The 4111-nt window shown below is 45.3% G+C and carries 5 protein-coding genes; 4 read left to right on the forward strand and 1 reads right to left on the reverse strand.

Annotated features, from left to right (window positions below; genetic code table 11):
* From ccoG to IQR33_RS20130, 3 genes are all read left to right on the forward strand, one after another.
* The coding region (gene ccoG / locus IQR33_RS20120; protein WP_228014028.1) for a cytochrome c oxidase accessory protein CcoG at positions 1-982 on the forward strand (982 nt) is incomplete at its 5' end.
* Positions 983-1035: 53 nt separating this feature from the next.
* The gene (locus tag IQR33_RS20125; RefSeq protein WP_031777274.1) at positions 1036-2022 is read left to right on the forward strand and encodes a serine/threonine protein kinase; all 987 of its coding nucleotides are present in this window, start codon (positions 1036-1038) and stop codon (positions 2020-2022) included.
* A 34-nt stretch (positions 2023-2056) separates the two neighbouring features.
* Positions 2057-2659 carry a thiol:disulfide interchange protein DsbA/DsbL gene (locus IQR33_RS20130; protein WP_005379036.1) on the forward strand — a complete coding sequence of 201 codons (603 nt, stop codon included), beginning with the start codon at positions 2057-2059 and terminating at the stop codon, positions 2657-2659.
* Between the two features lie 46 nt (positions 2660-2705).
* Here the strand turns inward: IQR33_RS20130 and IQR33_RS20135 are convergent, their stop codons facing one another.
* Entirely contained in the window at positions 2706-3584 is an 879-nt protein-coding gene (locus IQR33_RS20135) for an acyltransferase (RefSeq protein WP_053304041.1), read from the reverse strand.
* 149 nt (positions 3585-3733) lie between these two features.
* Here IQR33_RS20135 and IQR33_RS33755 point away from each other — a divergent pair.
* Positions 3734-4111, forward strand: a 378-nt coding sequence (locus IQR33_RS33755; protein ID WP_228014029.1) for a DUF2860 family protein, incomplete at its 3' end; no start/stop codon positions are given.

A 4111-nucleotide genomic window follows, 5' to 3' on the forward strand; every position in this document is an offset into this window, starting at 1 on the left:
CAAACAAGACTCCAATAAGCTGACGGCGAATTTAGCGATGCGTAAAACCGTCAAACATATAGCTTGGTTTACCATAGCGCTCGCCACTGGTTTTACTTTTGTTGGCTACTTCGTACCAATGAAGCAATTGGTTATCGACTTTTTCACCTTTAACGCCAACTTCTGGCCCGTCTTTTGGGTAATGTTCTTTGCCATTTGTACTTATGGTAATGCTGGTTGGATGCGTTCCATCATGTGTATTCACATGTGTCCTTACGCGCGCTTCCAGTCTGCCATGTTTGATAAAGACACCTTCATCGTTGGCTACGATGCAAAACGTGGGGAAAAACGTGGCCCACGTCCGCGTAAAGCCGATCCAAAGCAACTTGGTTTGGGTGATTGTATTGATTGTGATTTGTGTGTGCAGGTGTGCCCAACAGGTATCGATATTCGTGACGGCTTGCAGTATGAATGTATCAACTGTGGCGCCTGTATTGATGCGTGTGACAACACCATGGATCGCATGGGCTACGAGAAAGGCCTAATTAGTTACACCACCGAGCACCGCTTATCGGGTAAGAGTACCAAAGTCATGCGTCCGAAGCTGCTGGGCTATGGAGCTGTGCTACTGGTCATGATTGGTCTGTTCTTTGCCCAAATTGCAGCGGTAGACCCAGCAGGCATGAGTGTTATTCGCGACCGTAACCAACTGTTCCGCGTTAATAGCTCGGGAGAAGTAGAAAACACCTACACCCTCAAGGTGATCAACAAAACTCAGCAAGTGCAAGAGTACTCGTTGGATGTTGAAGGGCTATCCGATGTAAGCTGGTATGGTAAGCAGACAATTCAGGTCCAGCCAGGTGAGGTATTGAACCTGCCAATGAGTCTTGGTGCCGACCCTGACAAGCTAAACTCTGCGATTACGACAATTCAGTTTATACTCACCGATAAGAGCAACGAATTCACCATTGAAGTAGAAAGCCGTTTTATTAAAAAACTATAGCGCTACTTCAGTGACTAACGGAAAAAGGCTCAGTAATGAGCCTTTTTGTTTATATGTCCCAAAGTATGTTTAACTTTGACGCCCTTACCCCAGACTTTATGTGGTACGCGTTAGAAAGCATCGGCGTTCGCGCAGAATCAGGCTTTCTTCCCCTCAATAGCTACGAAAACCGTGTTTATCAATTCACTGACGAAGAGCGTCGTCGTTATGTCGTCAAGTTTTACCGTCCTGAACGTTGGAGCAATGAACAGATCCAAGAGGAACACGACTTTACTTTAGAGCTGATTGGCAATGAGATCCCCGTCGCACCACCTGTGCGCATCAACGGTGAAACCCTGCATCACTATCAAGGCTATGCTTTTGCGCTGTTTGATAGCGTGGGTGGTCGCCAATACGAGGTTGACAATTTAGATCAGCTCGAAGGTGTAGGGCGTTTCCTTGGCCGAATCCATAAAGTCGGCAGCCGCCAAGCCTTCCAACATCGTCCTACTATTGGCTTACAAGAATACCTGTATCAACCAAGAGAGATTCTGCAAAACGCCAATATGATTCCAATGCACTTGGAGAACAGCTTCTTCAATGACTTGGATATGCTGATCAAATCAATTGAAAGCCACTGGCAAGAAGGCTTCAATATCATTCGTTTGCATGGCGATTGCCACCCAGGCAATATTTTGTGGCGAGATGGCCCTATGTTTGTTGATTTGGATGACGCTCGTAACGGCCCTGCAGTACAAGACTTATGGATGCTATTGAACGGTGAACGCCAAGACAAACTGATGCAGTTGGATATTGTTTTAGAGGCTTACCAAGAGTTTTGCGACTTTAATCCTGCAGAATTGAAACTAATCGAGCCACTTCGCGGTCTACGAATGGTGCACTATATGGCATGGCTAGCAAAACGTTGGCATGACCCTGCATTTCCTCTCGCTTTTCCATGGTTTAATGAGCCAAAATACTGGGAAGGTCAGGTCCTTGCATTTAAAGAGCAGATCGCCGCTTTAGAAGAAGCACCGCTGTCTTTAATGCCTCAATGGTAAGTCAGGCCAAAAATTCAAAAATGGAGATATTTCGATGAAAAAACTGTTCGCACTGTTTTCTATGCTGATGTTAAGCCTGTCGGCACATGCAGCGCAATTCAAAGAAGGTGAACATTACAAAGTATTGGATCTTGAGGCATCAAAAAAACCTCTTGTGACGGAGTTTTTCTCTTTCTACTGCCCGCACTGTAATAGCTTTGAACCAGTTATCCAGCAACTGAAAAAGCAGTTGCCAGAAGGTACTAAGCTATTAAAAAACCACGTTTCTTTCATGGGTGGCAACATGGGCCCATCAATGAGCAAAGCCTACGCAACGATGGTTGCACTAAAAGTGGAAGACAAAATGGTGCCAGTGATGTTTAACCGCATCCACAATCTAAAGAAAGCACCACGTAATGATGAAGAACTTCGTCAAATCTTCCTTGATGAAGGTGTAGATGCGAAAAAATTCGATTCTGCATTCAAAGGCTTCGCGGTTGATTCAATGGTTCGCCGTATGGACAAGCAATTTGAAAACAGCGGTCTAACCGGCGTTCCTGCGGTTATCGTTAACAACAAATACCTAGTTCAAGCACAAAGCATCAAAACGATGGATGAGTACTTCTCTCTGGTGAACTACTTGCTGACACTAAAATAAGCACATCGATATCAATCAAAAGGGGAGCACGTCGCTCCCCTTTTGTTTATTTGTAAATCTCTTGTAGCAACCGATCTTTTTCTTGCCACACATCCCCCAACCATTGCTGAAATTGTCGCTTATAGGGCTTATCGTTGAAGTAATCACCAAGCACTCTTTCATCAACGGGTAACACATTTACACGCACAACCACCTTGCTCATGCGGCCCATCAATAAATCCTTGAACGGTTTATGCGTATTTTCTGGGTACGCCAACGTAACGTCGATAATGCTCTCGAACTGCTCCCCCATCGCCGCTAACGTGTACGCAATCCCGCCCGACTTTGGTTGCAGCAAATATTGATAGTTTGCTTTACTCTTACGCTGCTTTTCTTCGGTAAATCGGGTTCCTTCGACATAGTTAACCACTGTGGTTGGAGTGTATTTGAATTTAGCGCACGAGCGACGTGTCGTCTCTAAATCTTTACCTCGCTTATGAGGGTTGCGGATCAGATACTCTCGCGAATAGCGACGCATAAATGGCATATCGAGCGCCCAACACGCCATCCCGATGAAAGGCACATACAGCAGTTGTTGCTTGAGGAAAAACTTCGGCATGGGAATACGGTCTTTAAACACGCAGCAAAGCACAACAATATCTGTCCAACTGAGATGGTTACTGATCAGCAGATACCACCCGTCTTTTTTAAGCGCTTCACCGCCCTGAACATCCCACTCAACACGGTTAGATACCGCCAGAATGCACGCATTAACGGTAGCCCATAACCACATCACCTTATTGGCACAAACGGTCGCTAGTGCTTTTAGCTTTACGCCAGGAAGCAATATTTTAAATACAGCGATAACACAAATTGCGAGTGAACAAACCGCAGAATTGAGAATCACAAAAGAAGCGTTAAAAAAAAATAACAAATATGCCAACATGATAGTCAAACAACAGTGATAATGTGTGAAGAATAAAACAGCGTGTAATTATACTGCGCCTTTGCCACATTGGAACATGCGTGGAAATGGTCAGATTTGTTACCGCAACCAATATGTGCACCATTCATTCGACAACAAGGAGATAACGAATGAAACCAAGGCTACTTCTCTTGCCTTTGGCCTTTGTCGTCAGTTCTGCTCAGGCTCAACTCGCTGAAACCGCAGGTTTTGGCGGTGAAATTTCGCTGAATGCCGGATTCATATCATCAGAATCCAATTTCAATACAGAAAATAGTAACACCATCGATTCTCTCGATAAGCGTGCCGATAGTGACAGTTCTGTTATCGCTGCACCGCTAGGGAGTGTGACATACACCTTTGGTAGCCGACTCAACCACCAAGTTTACGCCGGTACCACACGCTCAGATGTCGCGGTAGGTACACTCGCTTTTCAGTTGGGCTATCAACACGAGCTACAATCTGGCACCGTGCTCGATGTTTCCTATCTGCCGACGGTACTCAAAGGC

Source organism: Vibrio sp. OPT46 (assembly GCF_015163535.1).
GTDB lineage: Bacteria > Pseudomonadota > Gammaproteobacteria > Enterobacterales > Vibrionaceae > Vibrio > Vibrio alginolyticus.